The 18,035-nt window shown below is 60.1% G+C and carries 16 protein-coding genes; 9 read left to right on the top strand and 7 right to left on the bottom strand.

The features are described from left to right. Positions 1-53: 53 nt before the first annotated feature. On the bottom strand, positions 54-2,183 hold the full coding sequence (gene recQ, locus AC07V9_RS23365; RefSeq protein WP_495018005.1) for a DNA helicase RecQ: 2,130 nt from the start codon (positions 2,181-2,183) through the stop codon (positions 54-56). Between the two features lie 353 nt (positions 2,184-2,536). On the opposite strand from recQ, the gene AC07V9_RS23360 reads away from it, so the two are divergent. Together AC07V9_RS23360 and AC07V9_RS23355 are read left to right on the top strand one after the other, a co-directional pair. Then, positions 2,537-3,124, top strand: a complete 588-nt coding sequence (locus tag AC07V9_RS23360) for a UPF0149 family protein (RefSeq protein WP_495018004.1) — start codon at positions 2,537-2,539, stop codon at positions 3,122-3,124. A gap of 10 nt (positions 3,125-3,134) precedes the next feature. After that, a complete protein-coding gene (locus AC07V9_RS23355) occupies positions 3,135-3,548 on the top strand; it encodes a YbaN family protein (RefSeq protein WP_495018003.1) in 414 nt (137 codons plus the stop codon). Between the two features lie 87 nt (positions 3,549-3,635). Here the strand turns inward: AC07V9_RS23355 and AC07V9_RS23350 are convergent, their stop codons facing one another. The 3 genes from AC07V9_RS23350 to AC07V9_RS23340 form a co-directional block, all read right to left on the bottom strand. Further along, positions 3,636-5,294 (bottom strand): cation acetate symporter, encoded by a 1,659-nt coding sequence (locus AC07V9_RS23350; RefSeq protein ID WP_495018002.1) that lies wholly within the window; start codon positions 5,292-5,294, stop codon positions 3,636-3,638. Beyond that, the gene (locus AC07V9_RS23345) at positions 5,291-5,602 is read right to left on the bottom strand and encodes a DUF485 domain-containing protein (RefSeq protein ID WP_400597123.1); all 312 of its coding nucleotides are present in this window, start codon (positions 5,600-5,602) and stop codon (positions 5,291-5,293) included. The genes AC07V9_RS23350 and AC07V9_RS23345 overlap by 4 nt, the downstream gene beginning before the upstream one ends. A gap of 423 nt (positions 5,603-6,025) precedes the next feature. After that, positions 6,026-6,883, bottom strand: coding sequence for a glycine betaine ABC transporter substrate-binding protein (locus tag AC07V9_RS23340; RefSeq protein ID WP_495018001.1), 858 nt, complete (start codon positions 6,881-6,883; stop codon positions 6,026-6,028). 456 nt (positions 6,884-7,339) lie between these two features. On the opposite strand from AC07V9_RS23340, the gene AC07V9_RS23335 reads away from it, so the two are divergent. Continuing rightward, on the top strand, positions 7,340-8,899 hold the full coding sequence (locus AC07V9_RS23335) for a glycoside hydrolase family 17 protein (protein WP_495018026.1): 1,560 nt from the start codon (positions 7,340-7,342) through the stop codon (positions 8,897-8,899). Between the two features lie 857 nt (positions 8,900-9,756). On the opposite strand, the gene AC07V9_RS23330 is transcribed toward AC07V9_RS23335, so the two are convergent. Then, positions 9,757-10,116: a hypothetical protein gene (locus AC07V9_RS23330; RefSeq protein WP_495018000.1), complete on the bottom strand. Its 360-nt coding sequence runs from the start codon at positions 10,114-10,116 to the stop codon at positions 9,757-9,759. Positions 10,117-10,368: 252 nt separating this feature from the next. On the opposite strand from AC07V9_RS23330, the gene AC07V9_RS23325 reads away from it, so the two are divergent. The 3 genes from AC07V9_RS23325 to AC07V9_RS23315 all read left to right on the top strand — a co-directional run bounded on the left by AC07V9_RS23325 (position 10,369) and on the right by AC07V9_RS23315 (position 13,575). After that, positions 10,369-11,667, top strand: a complete 1,299-nt coding sequence (locus AC07V9_RS23325; RefSeq protein ID WP_495017999.1) for a serine/threonine protein kinase — start codon at positions 10,369-10,371, stop codon at positions 11,665-11,667. After that, complete coding sequence (locus AC07V9_RS23320) at positions 11,660-12,463, top strand: MlaA family lipoprotein (protein WP_495017998.1); 804 nt, start codon at positions 11,660-11,662, stop codon at positions 12,461-12,463. Before AC07V9_RS23325 ends, AC07V9_RS23320 begins: the two co-directional genes overlap by 8 nt. Before the next feature lie 257 nt (positions 12,464-12,720). Beyond that, the gene (locus AC07V9_RS23315) at positions 12,721-13,575 is read left to right on the top strand and encodes a pirin family protein (protein WP_495017997.1); all 855 of its coding nucleotides are present in this window, start codon (positions 12,721-12,723) and stop codon (positions 13,573-13,575) included. A 144-nt stretch (positions 13,576-13,719) separates the two neighbouring features. Here the strand turns inward: AC07V9_RS23315 and AC07V9_RS23310 are convergent, their stop codons facing one another. Both AC07V9_RS23310 and AC07V9_RS23305 read right to left on the bottom strand, forming a co-directional pair. Then, positions 13,720-14,955: a patatin-like phospholipase family protein gene (locus AC07V9_RS23310; RefSeq protein ID WP_495017996.1), complete on the bottom strand. Its 1,236-nt coding sequence runs from the start codon at positions 14,953-14,955 to the stop codon at positions 13,720-13,722. A gap of 19 nt (positions 14,956-14,974) precedes the next feature. Continuing rightward, positions 14,975-15,907 (bottom strand): lipid A biosynthesis lauroyl acyltransferase, encoded by a 933-nt coding sequence (locus AC07V9_RS23305; RefSeq protein ID WP_495017995.1) that lies wholly within the window; start codon positions 15,905-15,907, stop codon positions 14,975-14,977. Positions 15,908-16,053: 146 nt separating this feature from the next. Between AC07V9_RS23305 and minC the strand changes: the two genes are divergently transcribed. The 3 genes from minC to minE all read left to right on the top strand — a co-directional run bounded on the left by minC (position 16,054) and on the right by minE (position 18,033). Beyond that, positions 16,054-16,800 carry a septum site-determining protein MinC gene (gene minC / locus AC07V9_RS23300; RefSeq protein ID WP_495017994.1) on the top strand — a complete coding sequence of 249 codons (747 nt, stop codon included), beginning with the start codon at positions 16,054-16,056 and terminating at the stop codon, positions 16,798-16,800. A gap of 166 nt (positions 16,801-16,966) precedes the next feature. Further along, positions 16,967-17,779, top strand: a complete 813-nt coding sequence (gene minD, locus AC07V9_RS23295; RefSeq protein WP_495017993.1) for a septum site-determining protein MinD — start codon at positions 16,967-16,969, stop codon at positions 17,777-17,779. Next, positions 17,779-18,033, top strand: coding sequence for a cell division topological specificity factor MinE (gene minE, locus AC07V9_RS23290; protein ID WP_166593368.1), 255 nt, complete (start codon positions 17,779-17,781; stop codon positions 18,031-18,033). The genes minD and minE overlap by 1 nt, the downstream gene beginning before the upstream one ends. The last annotated feature ends 2 nt before the right edge of the window (positions 18,034-18,035 follow it).

Genomic DNA, 18,035 nt, shown 5'->3' with positions numbered 1-18,035 from the left:
GTGTTGTCAGCCGAATCCCCTCGCGAATGAATTCGCTCCCACAGGTGCGGTGCTTAAACCTCAAACTCGGACTGCAACGCCGCACGCACGCAATACAGCACGCCCTCGGGCACGCGGCCGGTGAACATTTCGGCAATCGCAGCCACGGGCGGCAATTCGCCTTCGCCGTCGAGGAAGGCGTCCTGGATCTCGCTGAGCAGGTCTTCCGGCAGGTCCAGCGCCTGCTCAAGGGACAGTTGCTGCTTGCCGATCGCTTCGGCCAGCATTGTGTAGACGTTCTTTTCCGAGCATTGCAACTGCCCGGCGATCTGCATCGGCGTCATGCCTGCGCGGGCCAGGCTGATCAGTTCGTGACGCAGGTCGGTGACCACCCGAGGCGCAGGGGCCGCACCGCCCAACACTTCGAGGAAGGCCTCGCCGTAACGCTCCAGCTTGCGCGCACCGACGCCGCTGACCCGCGCCATCTCGGCCATGGTCCCCGGCTGGCTGCGCAGCATTTCCAGCAGCGTCGAGTCCGGGAAAATGACATACGGCGGCACGCCATGCTCTTCGGCCAGTTTGCGGCGCAAGGCACGCAGGGCTTCCCACTGTTCGCGCTCTTCGCCACGCACCAGTTGACTCGCCGGGCTGCTGCCGGAAGCCTTGGCCGTGGTCTGGGGTTTGAGGTCGCGGCGCAACTGCAGAGTGACTTCGCCGCGCAGCAGCGGACGGCAGGTGTCGCTCAGGCGCAGGCCGCCATAGCCTTCAAGGTCGGTATCGGCCAGACCCCGGGCCACCAATTGACGGAACAAGGAGCGCCATTCGCCGTCACTGCGGCCCTTGCCCACGCCAAACACCGCAAGCTTCTGATGACCGAAGCTCTGCACCTTGTCGTTTTCCTTGCCCAGCAGCACATCCACCAAGTGACCGACACCGTAGCGCTGGCCGGTACGGTAGATCGCCGATAACGCCTGACGCGCCGCTTCGGTGGCATCCCAGGTCTGCACGCCGTCGACACAGTTGTCGCAATGGCCGCACGGATTGGGCATGTCTTCGTCGAAATAGGCCAGCAGCGCCTGACGACGGCAGCGGGTCTCTTCGCACAGCGACAGCATCGCATCGAGCTTGTGTTGCTCGACCCGCTTGTGGCGCTCGTCGCCCTCTGAGTTCTGCAGCATCTGCTTGAGCATCACCACGTCCTGCAGGCCGTAGGCCATCCAGGCATCGGCCGGCAAACCGTCGCGCCCTGCCCGGCCGGTTTCCTGGTAGTAGGCTTCCAGGGATTTGGGCAGGTCCATGTGCGCCACAAAGCGCACGTTGGGCTTGTCGATGCCCATGCCGAAAGCAATGGTCGCGACCATGATCAAGCCTTCTTCATTCAGAAAACGGCGTTGATTCTCGGAGCGCGTCTCGATCGGCAGCCCGGCGTGATAGGGCAGCGCCGGATAACCGTTGTCGCTGAGGAAGGCGGCGGTTTCTTCGACCTTCTTGCGCGACAGGCAATAGACAATGCCGGCATCGCTGCGCCGCTCGGAGAGGAACGCCAGCAGCTGTTTGCGCGGCTGTTCCTTGGGAACGATGCGGTAAAAGATGTTGGGGCGGTCGAAGCTCGACAGGAAACGCTCGGCATTCTGCAGGTGCAGACGCGTGACGATCTCTTCGCGGGTGCGCTTATCGGCCGTGGCGGTCAGGGCAATGCGCGGCACATCGGGGAACAGCTCGGCCAGTTGACCCAATTGCAGGTATTCCGGGCGAAAATCATGGCCCCATTGCGACACACAGTGGGCTTCGTCGATGGCAAACAGGGCGATCTTGAGGTTTTGCAGAAACGCCAGCATGCGCGGCTGCACCAGGCGCTCGGGGGCAAGATAGAGCATCTTCACTTCGCCCAGACGAATCCGGTTGGCCAGGTCGCGCTGCTGCTCGGCGCTCAACGTGGAGTTCAGCGCCGCCGCCGAAACACCGAGCTCTTCGAGGGTCGCGACCTGATCGTCCATCAAGGCGATCAACGGCGAGACCACCACCGCCAGCCCCTCGCGCAACAGGCCAGGCACCTGAAAACACAGGGACTTGCCGCCGCCGGTAGGCATCAGCACCAATGCATCACCGCCACTGGCCACGCGCTCGATAATGGCACCCTGGCGACCACGGAAACTGTCGTAGCCGAAGATGTCTTTAAGTACGCGTTGAGCCTGGTCGAGCATAAGTACCCCGGATGGTGCCACCACAGCGGGTGAAGCAGCGCTGTCGAAATCGCAAAGCGCGGCAGTATACCGGAGCGCTTGGGCAGATAGGACAGCGACGACACGAGCGGTCGAAATTATCAAAAAGCCGATTCCACGCGGGCTGTGTAAAACGTCGCGAGCGAAGGCAAGACAAGGCAAAAACAGGCAGGAAAGCGGAGTCTAGGGTTTTCTAAATGAGCATTTCCTGCCTGTTTTTAACGCAGTATTGCCGAGCGCAGCAGTTTTACGCGGTCCGCGAAGGCCTCGGCGCTGGCATCTACAAGCCCCAGAGCCTAGAATTCAGCATCGTTTATTTCCAAGGTAGTCCTTCAATGTCCTTCGCTGAGCAATTACACCGCCTGCAAGCCTTCCTCGATGCCGATGAGCTGCATGACGAAGCGCTGGACTATGTAGCCGCCCATGGCTACCTGACCGCGCTGTCGATCTGTGCCGAGTCCGTGCCTGATCGCGAATGGATCGACGCCCTGTTCGCCGAGCCGCCGCACTACACCGACAAGGCCCAGCACGAGGAAATCGAGTCCACGCTCGTTCAGCTGAAGGCGCACATCGCCCGTCAGCTGGCCTCCGACGAAGAATTCGAGCTGCCTTGCGATCTGGATCTGGGCGACGAGCCGGACGACTCCGAACTGCGCGGCTGGTGCATCGGCTTCATGGAAGGCGTGTTCCTGCGTGAAGCGGCCTGGTTCGAGAACGACGAAGAGGAAGTCAGCGAAATGCTGCTGCCGATCATGGTCGGTTCGGGCCTGTTCGACGAGCAACCTGAATTCGCCGACATCGCCGCTGACGCCAGCCTGATGGACGACATGATCGTGCAGATCCCTGAAGCGCTGACCGCGCTGTATCTGCTGCTGCACGCTCCGGATGAAAAACCGGCGATCCTCAAGCCTCGTCACCACTGAGTCGGCGCCTATGGCGCACGGCGGTTCCGGTGATTCAACACCCCGTACGAGTCGGTCCCGGCTCGTACGCGTTCTCTTGCAAGGCATCGGCTGGCTGAGCGTCGCGCTCGGTGTGATCGGGATTTTCCTTCCGGTATTGCCGACCACGCCCTTTCTTCTGCTGGCCGCCGCCTGCTTCGCGCGCAGCTCCCCGCGCTTTTATCACTGGCTGGTCGATCACCCTCGGCTCGGCCCGTGGATTCGTGACTACCTGGAAGGCAACGGCATCCCGCTCAAGGGCAAGGTCTACGCCATCGGCCTGATGTGGCTGAGTATCGGGTTTTCCTGTTGGCTGGTGCCGTCGATATGGGCGCGGGGGTTCATGCTGCTCAGCGCAACAGGGGTGACGATTTACATCCTGCGACAGAAGACCCTGCACCGCTGAACATCCCGTCACACACCCGCGATGCCCGCGCAAACAAAAACGCCCCGATTCAGTCGGGGCGTTTTCATTCCAAGCGATTACCACATATCAGTGAGACACCGCACCACTGGCACCCAGGCCGGTCTGCGAACGCACGAACTGTGGATAGAACAGCTCGCGCTCACCTTCAGCCGCTTTCGACTTGTCGGTGATCGAGAAGAACCAGATCCCCACGAACGCGATGATGATCGAGAAGAACGCCGGGTACTCGTACGGGAAGATCGCCTTCTCGTGATGCAGGATCTGCACCCAGATGGTCGGGCCGAGAATCATCAGCACAACCGCGCTGATCAGCCCCATCCAGCCGCCGATCATGGCGCCACGGGTGGTCAGGTTTTTCCAGTACATCGAGAGCAACAGCACAGGGAAGTTGCAGCTCGCCGCGATGGAGAACGCCAAGCCCACCATGAACGCGATGTTCTGACTTTCGAAGGCAATACCCAGCAGGATGGCGACGATGGCCAGCGCGATGGTGGTGATCTTCGAGACGCGGATTTCGTCTTTCTCGTTGGCTTTACCGGCCTTGATCACGCTGGCGTAGAGGTCGTGGGAGACCGCCGAAGCACCGGCCAGAGTCAGACCCGCTACCACCGCCAGGATGGTCGCGAAGGCCACCGCCGAGATGAAGCCCAGGAACAGGCTGCCGCCTACGGCATCGGCCAGGTGCACCGCCGCCATGTTGTTGCCGCCGATCAGCGCGCCTGCTGCATCCTTGAACGCCGGGTTGGTGCTGACCAACAGGATCGCGCCAAAACCGATGATGAAGGTCAGGATGTAGAAGTAGCCGATGAAGCCGGTCGCGTACAGAACCGATTTACGGGCTTCCTTGGCATCGCTCACCGTGAAGAAGCGCATCAGGATGTGTGGCAGGCCCGCAGTGCCGAACATCAGCGCCAGACCCAGGGAGAATGCCGAGATGGGGTCTTTCACCAGGCCGCCGGGGCTCATGATGGCCTCGCCTTTCGGGTGAACCTTCACGGCTTCGGAGAACAGCACGTTGAAGTCGAAGTTGACGTGTTTCATGACCATCAGGGCCATGAACGACGCACCGGACAGCAACAGCACGGCCTTGATGATCTGCACCCAGGTGGTCGCCAGCATGCCGCCGAACAGCACGTACAGGCACATCAGGATACCGACCAACACCACCGCAACCGCGTAGTCCAGGCCGAACAGCAACTGGATCAGCTTGCCCGCGCCGACCATCTGCGCGATGAGGTAGAACGCCACCACCACCAGCGAACCACAGGCGGACAGGGTACGGATTTCCTTCTGCTTCAGGCGGTAGGACGCCACGTCAGCGAAGGTGTATTTGCCCAGGTTACGCAGGCGTTCGGCGATCAGGAACAGAATGATCGGCCAGCCCACGAGGAAGCCGATCGAGTAGATCAGGCCATCATAGCCGGACGCGTACACCAAGGCCGAGATACCCAGGAAGGACGCTGCCGACATGTAGTCCCCGGCGATCGCCAAGCCATTTTGAAACCCGGTGATCTTGCCGCCCGCCGAGTAATAATCAGCCGCCGTTTTGTTCTTTTTCGCCGCCCAGTACGTAATGCACAGGGTGAAGGCCACAAAGGCCACGAACATGATGATCGCGGCCACGTTGAGCGGTTGTTTCTGCACCGCGCCAGTCAAGGCATCCGCCGCCATGAGTGTCGGGGCAAAGGCCGCAAGGCCAAGGAGTGCTAGCAGGCGCCGGCTCATTGTTGTGCCTCCTTCAGGATCGCGTTGTTCAGCTCATCGAACTCGCCGTTTGCACGACGCACATAGATGGCTGTCAACACGAACGCGGAAAGGATCAGGCCCACGCCGATTGGCATTCCCCAGGTGATGGATGATGTGGCGCTGAGTTTGGCGCCCAGAATCTGAGGCCCATACGCAATCAAGAGGATGAAAGCGGCATAGAGCCCAAGCATGATCGCCGAGAGAATCCAGGCGAATCGTTCCCTTTTCGAGACCAGCTCCTTGAAGCGCGGGCTGTTCTGAATCGAGAGGTAAATGCTGTCGTTCATTGTTTTTGTCCTCGCAGCACAGATGGATGTCACGTGATCCACTTTAGTCGGCTCTGGCACGCACTCCAGACGACCTTAGTATTAGAACGACATTAGCTGATGGGCGAGACCCCGTGTGTTTCAAGGATGAGAAAAAAGCGGAGGCATGTTTGGCGTAAGTGACCTGTGGGGCTACGCAAATTTTTGATTCTGGCCGAAGGCCGGGGCAAGCTTGCTCGCGATCTGCTGCGAGGCAGGAGTAAAATCTGCCTCCTCGGTCTGCCTGATACACCGCGTACACAGGATTTGCTGCCGCTTCGCGCCAGATCGCGAGCAAGCTTGCTCCTACGCCCTGCGGGCAGAAGCGGTTGTAGGCAAGTCAAAAAACCGCCCGGCGAAAGATCGTCGGGCGGTTCGGGTCACACATGAATCTTTTACGGCAGATTACTTACCGGTCCACTCCTTGACGCGTTCCGGGTGCTTGGCAACCCAGTCCTTGGCGGCCTGTTCAGGCTTGGCGCCGTCCTGGATGGCGAGCATGACTTCGCCAATCTCATCTTTGTCTTTCCACTGGAATTTTTTCAGGAACTCTGCAACGTCCGGGGCTTTCTTGGCCAAGTCCAGGCTGCCGATGTTGTCCACGGTTTCAGCGGCGCCATAAACGCCTTTCGGGTCTTCCAGGAATTTCAGTTTCCACTTGGCGAACATCCAGTGCGGCACCCAACCGGTGACGGCAATGGATTCTTTCTTGTTTTCGGCGCGGGTCAGCTCGGCAATCATGCCGGCGCCGGAACTTGCCTGAAGCTTGTAGCCGTCCAGACCGTAGTCCTTGATGGCCTGGTCGGTCTTGATCATCACGCCGGAACCTGCGTCGATGCCGACGATTTTCTTCTTGAAGGACTCATCGGTCTTGAGGTCGGCGACCGAATTCGCTTTCACGTATTCCGGCACGATCAGGCCGATCTTGGCGTCCTTGAAGTTCGGACCGTAGTCGGTGACCTTGTCCTTGTTCTTGGCCCAGTATTCGCCGTGTGTCACGGGCAGCCAGGCAGACAGGATCATATCCAGCTTGCCGGTGGCGACGCCCTGCCACATGATCCCGGCGGCGACCGCCTGCAGTTTCACGGGGTAGCCCAGTTTCTGCTGAATCACTTCGGCGGCCACGTTGGTGGTCGCAACGCTGTCAGACCAGCCATCCACATAACCGACGCTCAGCTCGGGTTTGTCGGCGGCAAGGGCCAGCGTAGAACTGATGGCAAGGGCCAGAACGGCACCCGCACCCAGGATATTTCGCATCTTCATCGTTACTTCCCCGGTAGTCCTGAACCCAACGGGTCGTTGGGTCTCGTTAACGTTTTTATAAGACAGGACGCCGCGCCCACATTTGGCGCATCCCCCGACTTTCACGCTTCAACCACTTGCCTGCGCAGCAGCACCCGCTGCGTTGACGAGACGATCATCAACCCCCACCGACCTTGTGCCTTTCCTGTCAACGACACTCAGGCACCGGGAAACGACATCAGTAAGCCATCAGCGACAGACAAGTCGTAAAAAGGGCCGCAGTCCGTCCGAAAATTGCATGTCTGATTAATACGAGCCGCCCGACACGTCACATGTAGGAGCGCGCTTGCCCGCGATGGCGTCCTGCCAGCAAAGATTTTCAGTGCCAGAACACCGCGTTTTCGCGGGCAAGCGCGCTCCTACAGGGCAGTGCCGACCAGTGCTAACATGCGCTCCCCTGCCCTATTCGGCTCGATCATGCCCGCCACCTCCCGCTCGCCTGTTTTGACGTATCTGCTGTCCTGCCTGATCGCTCTGATCGCCTTGTGTGGTTACTGGTACAGCCTCGGCAAACCGGTGATGCTCCCTGATGCCGCCACGCCAACGCACAAGCTGCAATGCGCCTCCTACACCCCGTTCGATAAAGACCAGTCGCCCTTCGATCAGCCGTTCACCCTGCGCCCGGCGCGGATGGACGCCGACCTTGCCCTGCTGGCAACGCGCTTCGACTGCATTCGCACTTATTCGATGACGGGCCTTGAAGCGATCCCGGAACTGGCACGCAAACATGGCCTGAAAGTGATGCTGGGGGCGTGGGTCAACGCCAACCCCGAGGACACGGCCAAGGAGGTCAAGGCGCTGATTGCGGCCGCCAATGCGTATCCGGATGTTGTCACCGCTGTGATTGTCGGTAACGAGACGTTGTTACGCAAAGAGGTCACCGGGCCCCAACTGGCAACGCTGATCCGCCAGGTGAAAGCAGCGGTGAAGCAGCCAGTGACTTATGCCGACGTCTGGGAATATTGGCTGCAGTACCCGGAAGTCGCGCCTGCGGTGGATTTCCTGACCATCCATTTATTGCCGTACTGGGAAGACAACCCCAAGAGCATCGATGACGCGCTGGCTCATGTGGCGCAGATTCACGACACCTTCGCCAGGCAATTCGCCCCCAGGGACATTTTCATCGGCGAGACCGGCTGGCCCAGCGAAGGGCGCCAGCGGGAAACTGCCCTGCCCAGCCGGGTAAATGAGGCGAAGTTCATCCGCAGTTTTGTCGCCATGGCCGAGCAAAACGGCTGGCGCTACAACCTGATCGAAGCCTTCGACCAACCGTGGAAGCGCGAGGCCGAGGGGGCAGTGGGCGGTTACTGGGGGCTGTTCGATGCCGATCGTCTGGAGAAAGGCGTGCTGGCGGGGCCGGTGTCCAACCTGCCCTACTGGCCGTTTTGGCTGGCAGTGAGCGGCGTGATCAGCCTGTTGGCTCTGGTCGTCGCCGGACGCGTCACCGAACAGCGCAGTGCGCTGATCCTGCCGATATTGGCGGTGTTCGGAGGATGCTGCATTGCGACCTGGGGCGAGCTTGCGCGGGTCACCAGTCGCTTTGCAGGCGAATACCTTTGGGCTGTAGTGTTGGTCGTGCTCAATCTGCTGGTGCTGGCCCATGCGTCGCTCACACTGTCGGCGAAGAACGGATGGCGCGGACGAGCGTTCATGTGGTTCGACGCACGGGCGGGCTGGTGGCTGGGAGCAAGCGGGTTCGCGGCGGCGGTGATGATGTTGGCCATGGTGTTCGACCCGCGCTATCGCAGCTTCGCCACGGCGACCTTGTGGCTGCCCGCCCTCTTCTATCTGTTACGGCCGGTCAGCGTGCCAAAACGTGAAGTGATCTTGCTGGCGTTCATCGTCGGCGTCGGCATCGCCCCGCAATTGTTTCGAGAAGGGCTCAGTAACCCGCAGGCTCTGGCATGGGCCTTGGTCAGCGTGGTGATGACCCTGGCACTGGTGCGCAGTGTGCGAAACACATTGTGTTACCGATGACGGCATTCCAAAACAGAATACGGGTAACACGGAAACAGAATGGGCTGCGCCGAAGACTTGAAAAAACGTCAAGCATTCTCAAACGATTGATTTAAAAAGGTTTTTAAAAGTTGGCACGGTACCTGCTATATCTCCTGCATAACAAGAACAAAATGTGAAAACCCAATAAAAATAAGATGAATCGGCTCTGACATAACAAGAACAACGGTACAGAGACGCAGCCAACTGATTTTTTTGGAGTAGATGTGCTTTACAGGGGCCCTGGCCCCACAACCCGACAGAGAACAATAAAACTACCTTCAGGTAGCGTCCGGAATGGGTTGGATCCTCGCCTCAGGCCAAGGATCGAAGCAGATAAGCGCTCAAAAAAATACGTTTGCTCTTGTATCCCGGATGGGGATCACTGAAGAACGCTGTGAAGGGACTGGTTGCCAAAAACAACAATAGACCGCCCTACAACAATAAGAAAAGAGCACGTGCAACGATTTAAAGGGGAGCCTCGGCTCCCCTTTATGCTGTCTGGGGTTTGACGTTGCGAAAAGCTTCGCGCTGCCCGGGATGGCGTCCGAGCGCAGCGGTAGTGAAATCGGTCAATGCGGTGTGTCAGGTCGACCTTGGCGTCCGGTTTTGCTGCCGGTTCCCGGCCGATCGCGAGCAAGCTTGCTCCTACGCCTTCGGCAGAAGCTGGTTGTGGCGGTTGTCAGGCTTTTAATTCTGGCCGCAGGCCGTAGCAAGCTTGCTCGCGATCTGCTGCGCAGCGGCAGTGAAACCTGACGACGCCGTATACCTGACACACCCAATTGACCGATTTCATTGCAGCTGCGCTCGGACGCGACCCCGGGCAGAATCAGAGCGGATCACTGCGCCCGCACCAGCCGCAGCCCCGCAATCACCACCGCAAACACCGCCAGACTCGCCGTGTACAGCACCAGCGACAGCACGCCCAGCATCAGCGCGATGCCCGCGAGCACCCGCCCCGCCCTTTTTGGCACAAAGAAGGCGATCAGCGACGTCACCAGCGCGCCCCAGCCGAACACGCCGAAGTGAATCAGCAGGCCCAGGTTCGAACGCACCACGCATTGCCATTTCAAGGCATCGTCCGAGCACAGCCCTACCCACTGCACATCCTCCATCAGCCCGTAACGCAGCCCGTAAGAGAGAGCCAGCCACAGGGCCAGGGCAATGAGCGAGACAACCAGCGGCAGACGACGGGACACAGAACGCTCCAAAGCGCAAAAACGACGCCCAGCATAGCCGCACTCACCCCGCCACAAGAACAGGCACAACAACCTTCACACTTTATAAGCACAACATGACACGCCAAGCGGGCCAGAACGTGTATTGTCGCCTAGGATTTGCAGGGGGTACGGCCGGGTGTAAATGCAGATTGCCATTACGGCACTTTTGTCATCGCCCTCCGGTCATAGCCTGCGTATCTCAACAGCACTTCTTTCCCAAGGGATTTAGTCATGCTTCGTTTTCTACGCCTCGCCGCCCTGTCTGGCGGCCTGTTCTTGAGTGCGTCCGTGATGGCGGTCGATGTCGATCCGTCCAGCTATGGCTACCCTCTGACCAACCCGTTCGAGGCGACCATCGCCACGACGCCTCCAGATTTGCGTGCAAAAGTCCCTGACGATGCCGACATCGATCAGGACGACTACAGCCTGACCCTGCGTCCGGATCGCGAATTTACCCTGCCGGACAACTTCTGGGCGGTGAAAAAACTGCGTTACCGCCTGGCCAAACAGGACCACCCGGCGCCGCTGATCTTCCTGATCGCAGGCACCGGCGCGCCATACAACAGCACCCTCAATGAGTACCTCAAGCGTCTGTATTACGGAGCCGGGTACAACGTCGTACAGCTGTCGTCGCCTACCAGCTACGACTTCATGAGCGCTGCCTCACGCTTTGCCACCCCCGGCGTGACCACTGAAGACGCTGAAGACCTCTACCGCGTCATGCAGGCCATACGCGCACAGCAGAATAAGCTTCAGGTCACCGAGTATTACCTCACCGGTTACAGCCTGGGCGCTCTGGACGCGGCGTTCGTCAGCAAGCTGGACGAGACCCGTCGCAGCTTCAACTTCAAGAAAGTGCTGCTGATCAACCCGCCGGTCAATCTCTACACCTCGATCACCAACCTGGACAAAATGGTCCAGACCGAGGTTAAAGGCATCACCAACAGCACCACCTTCTATGAGCTGGTGCTGCAAAAGCTGACCCGTTACTTCCGCGAAAAAGGCTACATCGACCTTAACGACGCGCTGCTCTATGACTTCCAGCAGTCCAAGCAGCACCTGTCCAACGAACAGATGGCCATGCTGATCGGCACCTCGTTCCGCTTCTCGGCGGCTGACATTGCCTTCACCTCGGACTTGATCAACCGTCGCGGCCTGATCACTCCGCCGAAGACGCCGATCAGCGAAGGCACCAGCCTCACGCCGTTCCTCAAGCGTGCGCTGCAATGCGACTTCGACTGCTACGTCACCGAACAGGTGATCCCGATGTGGCGCGCCCGCACCGACGGCGGCAGCCTGCTGCAGCTGGTCGATCAGGTCAGCCTGTATGCCCTCAAGGATTACCTGAGCACCAGCAAGAAGATCGCCGTGATGCATAACGCCGACGACGTGATCCTGGGGCCTGGCGACCTCGGATTCCTGCGCAAGACCTTTGGCGATCGCCTGACCGTTTATCCCTACGGCGGTCATTGCGGCAACATGAACTATCGCGTCAACAGCGACGCCATGCTGGAGTTTTTCCGTGGCTAAACGTCTATTGCTTATCGCTGCCCTGCTCTGCGCAGGCGCTGTTCACGCGGCCGATGCGCCGATTGTCTCCCAGGCGCAACCGGTCAAACGGGTCGACAACCCGGACGGTTTCACCGAGCCGCTGAAGTCGCTGAAATTCAACCCCGGCCTGGACGCCCAGGAGTTCGAGCGCTCCTCGCTCAACGCCCTCAATGTCTACGACCCGCTGGAATCGTGGAACCGTCGGGTCTACCACTTCAATTACCGCTTCGATGAGTGGGTGTTTCTGCCGGTGGTCAACGGCTATAAATACGTGACCCCAAGTTTTCTGCGTACCGGCGTGAGCAACTTCTTCAGCAACCTGGGCGACATCCCCAACCTGCTCAACAGCCTGTTGCAATTCAAGGGCAAGCGCTCGCTGGACACCACGGGCCGACTGATCATCAACACGACCATTGGCGTCGCGGGCTTGTGGGACGCGGCCACCTGGATGGGCCTGCCCAAACAGAGCGAAGACTTCGGCCAGACCCTGGGCTTCTATGGCGTGCCTGCCGGGCCGTATCTGGTGCTGCCGATCCTCGGGCCCTCTAACCTGCGTGACACCGGCGGCCTGGTGTTCGACTTCACCGCCGAATCGCAGATCAACTTCCTGAACGTGGCGCAGGTCAGCCAGGATCATCCGGAGCTGTACCTGCTGCGTGCCATTGACCGCCGCTACACCACCAGCTTCCGCTACGGCCAGATGAACTCGCCGTTCGAGTATGAGAAGGTGCGGTACGTGTACACCGAAGCGCGCAAGCTGCAGATTTCCGAGTGATGAACGCCTGCCGGTCACACTGCTGATCGGCGCTGGTTAACCCTGTGGGAGCGAATTCATTCGCGAGAAGTCGGCACAGTCGATAAATTTCTGTCGAATGTACTGGCGTCTCGCGAATGAATTCGCTCCCACAGAGAATCACATTAATCCTGAAAACCATCTAACAACCCGATCAATCCCTCGCAAAAACGTCACCCATCCATCGCATCAATAGGCATACCATAGGCGCCATTCCCATTCTTCTCGGAGTGAGCCTCATGACTCAATATCGCAAAGTGCTGTCCATGCAGAGCGGCCAGCCGACCTCGGACGGCGCCGGCGTCAAGCTGACTCGCGTCTTCGGCGGTCCGGGTATCGAGGCGTTCGACCCCTTCCTGATGCTCGATGAGTTCGGCTCTGACAAGGCTGACGATTACATCGCCGGCTTTCCGCCACACCCCCACCGCGGCTTCGAAACCGTGACCTACATGCTCGAAGGCCGCATGCGCCACGAGGACCATATGGGCAACGTCGGCCTGCTGCAGGGCGGCGGTGTGCAGTGGATGACCGCTGCCCGCGGCGTGATTCACAGCGAAATGCCCGAGCAGGAAGAAGGCGTGATGCGCGGCTTTCAGCTGTGGCTGAATTTGCCGGGCAAATCGAAAATGGGCGATGCCGGTTACGACGATATTCAGCCCGAGCGCATCCCGCGCATCACCACGCAGAACGGCGTTGACGTTGTGGTGATCGCAGGTCTCTTCGACGACGGCCAGGTGCAGCAAGCAGGCGCCGTGCAGCGTCCGGACACCGAGCCGCAGTATTTCGACTTCCACATCCCGGCCGGCCAGTCGGTCAGCCCAAAGGTGCCTGAAGGCCATCGCGTGCTGCTGTATGTGTACGAAGGTGAAGCGGAAATCGCCGGACAATCACAAAAGCTCGGCAAGAGCCGTCTGGCGCGGCTGTCGGAAAATGGCGAGCTGAAGCTGAGCGCATCGGTCGACACCAAAGTGCTGCTGATCGCAGGCAAACCGCTGGGCGAGCCGATCGTGCAATACGGTCCGTTCGTGATGAACACCCGCGAAGAGATCGAACAAGCGTTGCGCGATTTTCGCGATGACAAATTGACGGCGTAAACAATCGCCCGATAACTACGATCCTGTAGGAGCGCGCTTGCCCGCGATGGGCGGTCTGCCTGTGACATATGCGCCTCTGACCTACCGCAATCGCGGGCAAGCGCGCTCCTACACCTGATCCCGGCCTATCGGATGAATCCGTCTTCACACGATCCCCAAAAACCGCATCAAATCCTCTCGCTGGGCCATCGCATCGCGGCGTCCCAACTCTATCAATTCGCTGCAATACCCCGATTCAAACAGCAGATAACTCAGCACCCCTGCCCCGCTGGTCTTGGTTGCTCCCGGCCCACGCAGAAACGTGCGCAGGGCCGACGGCAGCTCGCGGCGATGGCGGGCGGCGATTTCATCCAGTGGCTGGCTCGGCGAAATCACCAGCACCTCCACCGGCGCCAGAGACTGTGCAGGCGTGGGCTGCTCGCTGATGTGCGGCGACGGCTCGGGAGGCGTCGGCAGCATGCGGCTGAGCAGGTTCAGCCGTTCCAGCAGCTCGATGTCGCTTTCAAGGCTGTCGATGAACGTGCTGTTGAGCATGTGCCCGCTGATCTGCGCCAGGCTTGGCTGTGCGCCGCTGACCGTGCGCTTGACCGCCACGTTCGCGCCTGGCCCGCGCGGGTTGCCGCTGACGCCCACCACCAGCACGCGGTTGGCGCCCAGGTGTAATGCCGGGCTGATCGGCGCCGACTGCCGCACGGCGCCATCGCCAAAGTATTCATCTTCCAGCTTCACCGGGGCGAACAGCAGCGGAATCGCCGAGCTGGCCAGCAAGTGATCGACCGTCAGACGCGTCGGCAGGCCGATCCGCCGATGACGCAACCAGGAATCGATGGTGCCCTTGCCCTGATAGAACGTGACCGCCCTCCCCGACTCATAACCGAACGCCGTGACCGCCACCGCACGTAAATGGCGGGACTCGATGGCCTCGTCGATGCCGGAAAGATTCAGCCGCTCATTGAGCAGGTCCTTGAGCGGCGAGCTGTTGAGCAGCGCTACCGGCACCTGCTTGCGACCAATGCCGAGCAGACTGCGGGCGAAGAATCGCGCGGCCTGACGAACCACTCCCGACCAGTCGCTGCGCAGCACCTGATGGCTGCGAAAGCTTTGCCAGAAGTCGGTAAGCTCGTGGATGGCGGTGCGAAACTGCGTGGCGCCGCTGGCGAGTTTCACTGCGTTGATGGCGCCGGCGGAGGTGCCGACGATCACCGGAAACGGGTTCTTCGCGCCCACCGGCAGCAGGTCGGCGATGCCGGCCAGTACCCCGACCTGATAGGCCGCGCGGGCACCGCCGCCGGAAAGGATCAACCCGGTGACCGATTCCAGGCCCACCGGGGTGGTTGAAGCGCTGTTGACTGGTTTTTGTTCTGTTGCGCTTGTCGTCATATAGGCTCAGCTCTCGTGTTCAACCACGCTTGTTGTACAGTTTCGGCTCGCCCGGCGGCCGGCTCTTGAAACGCCGGTGCGCCCACAGGTACTGCTCGGGACATTCGGTCACGGCGCGCTCGACCCACTGGTTGATGCGGATGCAGTCGGCCTCATCGCTCTCGCCGGGGAAATCGGCGAGTGGCGGATGAATCACCAGTTTGTATCCGCTGCCATCGGCTAGACGCTCCTGAGTGAACGGCACCACCAAGGCGCGGCCCAGGGTCGCGAATTTGCTGGTGGCCGGTACGGTGGCGGCCTGAATGCCGAACAGCGGCACGAAAATACTCTGCTTGGCGCCGTAGTCCTGATCGGGCGCGTACCAGATGGCGCGGCCCTTGCGCAGTTGCTTGATCATGCCGCGCACGTCTTCGCGCTCGACGGCGATGGAATCCAGGTTGTGTCGCTCACGGCCGCGACGCTGAATGTAGTCGAACAGGGCGTTCTTGTGTTCGCGGTACATGCCGTCGATGGTGTGCTGCTGACCGAGCAGGGCCGCGCCGATTTCAAGCGTGGTGAAGTGCAGCGCCATGAGGATCACGCCCTGCCCTTGCTCGTGCGGCTGCTTGAGGTGCTCGATCCCTTCGATGTGGGCGAGCCTGGCCAGGCGTTGCGGGCTCCACCACCAGCTCATGGCCATCTCGAAAAAGGCGATGCCGGTGGAGGCGAAGTTTTCCTTGAGCAGGCGCTTGCGCTCGGCTTTTGAATACTGCGGGAAACACAGCTCAAGATTGCGCGCCGCGATGATCCGCCGGTCGGTGGCGAAGTAATACATGATCCCGCCCAGCGCCCGGCCAATCAGCACCAGCGCACGAAACGGCAATTGCACGATCAGCCAGAGCAAGCCCAGCCCCAGCCACAGCGGCCAAAAGCGGGGATGAAGAAAGTAAGCTCGAAAACGCGGGCGATCCATTACAGCTTCCGTCAGGGCAAAGGCGGGCATTCTACATCGGTTCGGCGCTGCCTGTGACGCTTCGTCAGGTGCCCCCTCCCTTGCGACTCGCGGGCGTTCTCGTTATAAGTCTCGGCACTTTTAGCGACAAGCCGCTGTATGCCGACATGAGCCAAATCGAATTGCAAGACAAGGAACCCGTGTTCCAGTTGAAGGGCAGCATGCTGGCCATCACCGTGCTGGAACTGGCCCGCAACAACCTTGAAGCGCTGGATCGTCAGCTGGCGGCCAAGGTCGCCCAGGCGCCGAATTTCTTCAGCAACACCCCGCTGGTGTTGGCGCTGGACAAGCTGCCGCCCAACGAAGGCGCGATCGATCTGCAAGCGATGATGCGCGTGTGCCGCCATCACGGCCTGCGCACCCTGGCCATCCGCGCCAACCGCATCGAAGACATCGCCGCCGCCATCGCCATTGACCTGCCCGTATTGCCCCCCTCGGGTGCGCGGGAAAGACCCCTCGATCCGACGGAAGGCGAAATAAAGAAAAAGCCCGAAGTGGTGGAAAAACCGCCGGAGCCCTTGATCAAGCCGACCAAGATAATCACGGCTCCCGTGCGCGGCGGTCAGCAGATCTACGCGCAGGGTTCGGACCTGGTGGTGATTTCCTCGGTCAGTCCTGGTGCGGAACTTCTCGCCGATGGCAACATCCATGTGTATGGCCCCATGCGGGGTCGCGCACTGGCGGGCATCAAGGGCGATACCAAAGCCCGCATTTTCTGCCAGCAGATGGTCGCCGAACTGGTCTCCATCGCAGGCCATTACAAGGTCGCCGAAGACCTGCGACGCGACCCTCTGTGGGGTGCCGGGGTACAAGTCAGTCTGTCTGGCGATGTGTTGAACATCGTCCGCCTTTAACGGATACTGCGCCATTTTCAAAGCCACGCTGATTCGCTGACGATTCGATGCAAATGACGTAGCCGCTCAACCGGTCCCACGTTTTCATTTTTGCTCATTTTTGGTGACATCACGCGGGGCTATTCAGGGGCTCGACGAGTCCTTTTTCCTCTAGGGGTGATTCACCTTGGCCAAGATTCTCGTGGTTACATCCGGCAAGGGTGGTGTGGGCAAGACCACCACCAGCGCCGCTATCGGTACCGGCCTCGCACTGCGCGGCCACAAAACAGTCATCGTCGACTTCGACGTCGGTCTGCGTAACCTCGACCTGATCATGGGTTGCGAGCGTCGCGTGGTGTATGACTTCGTCAACGTGGTCAACGGCGAAGCCAACCTGCAACAGGCCCTGATCAAGGACAAGAAGATCGAAGGCCTGTTCGTCCTGGCTGCCAGCCAGACCCGTGACAAGGACGCGCTGACCAAAGAAGGCGTTGAAAAAGTCCTGATGGAGCTCAAGGAAACCTTCGAGTACGTCGTCTGCGACTCGCCTGCCGGTATCGAAACAGGCGCTCACCTGGCGATGTATTTCGCGGATGAAGCCATTGTCGTGACCAACCCGGAAGTCTCCTCGGTGCGCGACTCGGACCGCATGCTGGGCCTGCTGGCCAGTAAATCCCGTCGTTCCGAGCGTGGCGAAGATCCCATCAAGGAGCACCTGCTGCTGACCCGCTACAACCCCGAGCGCGTAAGCAAAGGCGAGATGCTGGGCGTGGAAGACGTCAAGGAAATCCTGGCGGTGACCCTGCTGGGGGTGATCCCGGAGTCTCAGGCAGTATTGAAGGCCTCCAACCAGGGCGTGCCGGTCATCCTCGACGACCAGAGCGACGCCGGTCAGGCGTACAGCGATGCCGTCGACCGCCTGTTGGGCAAAGATCGCGAGCACCGCTTCCTGGACGTACAGAAAAAAGGATTTTTCGAACGCCTGTTCGGGGGTAACTAATGAACATTTTTGACTTCTTTCGTGCCAACAAAAAGCCCAGTACCGCATCGGTCGCGAAAGAGCGTCTACAGATCATCGTGGCGCATGAACGCGGCCAACGCAGTACCCCGGATTACCTGCCTGCCCTGCAGAAGGAACTGGTTGAAGTGATCCGTAAATACGTCCAGATCGAGGACGATAAAGTGCAGGTTGCGCTCGACAATGAGGGCAGCTACTCGATCCTGGAACTCAACATCACCCTGCCTGATCGTTAACC

The organism is Pseudomonas sp. GW821-FHT02A11, from assembly GCF_059421985.1.
This window is presented reverse-complemented; position numbering and strand designations above follow the sequence as displayed.

What these genes read in the sequence shown, in the direction of transcription:
- recQ (WP_495018005.1), bottom strand. Translation starts at nt 2,183, where the DNA reads ATGCTCGACCAGGCTCAACGCGTACTTAAAGACATCTTCGGCTACGAC.
- AC07V9_RS23360 (WP_495018004.1), top strand. Translation starts at nt 2,537, where the DNA reads ATGTCCTTCGCTGAGCAATTACACCGCCTGCAAGCCTTCCTCGATGCC.
- AC07V9_RS23355 (WP_495018003.1), top strand. Translation starts at nt 3,135, where the DNA reads ATGGCGCACGGCGGTTCCGGTGATTCAACACCCCGTACGAGTCGGTCC.
- AC07V9_RS23350 (WP_495018002.1), bottom strand. Translation starts at nt 5,294, where the DNA reads ATGAGCCGGCGCCTGCTAGCACTCCTTGGCCTTGCGGCCTTTGCCCCG.
- AC07V9_RS23345 (WP_400597123.1), bottom strand. Translation starts at nt 5,602, where the DNA reads ATGAACGACAGCATTTACCTCTCGATTCAGAACAGCCCGCGCTTCAAG.
- AC07V9_RS23340 (WP_495018001.1), bottom strand. Translation starts at nt 6,883, where the DNA reads ATGAAGATGCGAAATATCCTGGGTGCGGGTGCCGTTCTGGCCCTTGCC.
- AC07V9_RS23335 (WP_495018026.1), top strand. Translation starts at nt 7,340, where the DNA reads ATGCCCGCCACCTCCCGCTCGCCTGTTTTGACGTATCTGCTGTCCTGC.
- AC07V9_RS23325 (WP_495017999.1), top strand. Translation starts at nt 10,369, where the DNA reads ATGCTTCGTTTTCTACGCCTCGCCGCCCTGTCTGGCGGCCTGTTCTTG.
- AC07V9_RS23315 (WP_495017997.1), top strand. Translation starts at nt 12,721, where the DNA reads ATGACTCAATATCGCAAAGTGCTGTCCATGCAGAGCGGCCAGCCGACC.
- AC07V9_RS23310 (WP_495017996.1), bottom strand. Translation starts at nt 14,955, where the DNA reads ATGACGACAAGCGCAACAGAACAAAAACCAGTCAACAGCGCTTCAACC.
- AC07V9_RS23305 (WP_495017995.1), bottom strand. Translation starts at nt 15,907, where the DNA reads ATGGATCGCCCGCGTTTTCGAGCTTACTTTCTTCATCCCCGCTTTTGG.
- minC (WP_495017994.1), top strand. Translation starts at nt 16,054, where the DNA reads ATGAGCCAAATCGAATTGCAAGACAAGGAACCCGTGTTCCAGTTGAAG.
- minE (WP_166593368.1), top strand. Translation starts at nt 17,779, where the DNA reads ATGAACATTTTTGACTTCTTTCGTGCCAACAAAAAGCCCAGTACCGCA.